This is a genomic window from Aeromicrobium sp. PFPM2_SD2 (genome assembly GCF_057364525.1).
Window position 1 is genome coordinate 1 of record NZ_JBNFNZ010000667.1, and the last position, 909, is coordinate 909.

At 75.0% G+C, this 909-nt stretch carries 2 protein-coding genes; one reads left to right on the plus strand and one right to left on the minus strand.

Annotated features, from left to right (window positions below):
* Nucleotides 1-196 (minus strand): hypothetical protein (locus AC2W7G_RS17295; protein WP_485869526.1); only part of this gene is annotated, 196 nt, incomplete at its 3' end.
* 149 nt (nucleotides 197-345) lie between these two features.
* Between AC2W7G_RS17295 and AC2W7G_RS17300 the strand changes: the two genes are divergently transcribed.
* Nucleotides 346-717 (plus strand): ArsR/SmtB family transcription factor, encoded by a 372-nt coding sequence (locus AC2W7G_RS17300; protein ID WP_485869527.1) that lies wholly within the window; start codon nucleotides 346-348, stop codon nucleotides 715-717.
* Nucleotides 718-909: the final 192 nt, after the last annotated feature.

Sequence of the window (909 nt, forward strand, 5' to 3'; positions counted from 1 at the left end):
CCGACGCGGCCGCGGCGCGGCGCTGCGCGGCGATCTCCTCGGCCTTCGCCTCCTCACGGATCTTCGCGGCCTCCGCGCGGCGACGCTGCTCGACCTCGTGCCGGTGCGCGGCGGAGCGCTTGCGTGCGGCGAGCGCGATCGCGGCGATGATCGCCACGACGACGACGGCGATGATGAGCCAGACCCACCAGTCCATGACTTGCCTCCTTCGGCAGGGGCCGGACCTCGGTGTCCGGCCTCTCCGGGGTCGATACCCCGCTCGCGCGCGTCCAAGCGTCCGCCCCGTGAGAGTGCTCTCATGGACGGCGCTGGACGCTCATCGCCGTCTGCCCATAACATCGGTGCATGACGATGGATCAGGCGCTGGGCGCTCCCGACACCGCCCTCGACGAGCGCGCGGCCAGCGAGGCGGCGGCGTCGCTGCTCCGGGCGATGGGGGACCCGTCCCGCGTCGCCATCCTGCGCCACCTGCTGCTCGGCGAGCACAACGTCCGCGGGCTCACCGAGCACCTCGGCCTGGCCCAGTCCACCGCCTCCCAGCACCTGGCCTGCCTGCGCGACTGCGGCCTGGTCGACGTCCGTGCCGTGGGACGCGCGTCGCTGTACCGGGTGTCGCGACCCGACCACGTGCTCGCCGTGCTGGCCGCGGCCGAGCAGCTGCTGACCGCCACCGGCGACCGCGTCACGCTGTGCCCCACCCAGACCGGGGAGCGCTGATGGGCGCCGGGCACGGGCACGGGCACGCCCACGGGCACGCCGGAGGTCGTCACCGCTGGCGGGCTGGCCGCCGCGTTCGCGCTGGTGCTGGCCTTCTTCGTCGTCGAGCTGGTCGCGGGGGCTCGCGTCCGGCTCGCTCGCGCTGCTCTCGGACGCCGGGCCACATGGCCGCCGACGTCGTGGCGCTGGGGC

Excerpts from the sequence above, each read along its gene's own strand:
- AC2W7G_RS17300 (WP_485869527.1), top strand. The coding sequence starts at position 346 with ATGACGATGGATCAGGCGCTGGGCGCTCCCGACACCGCCCTCGACGAG.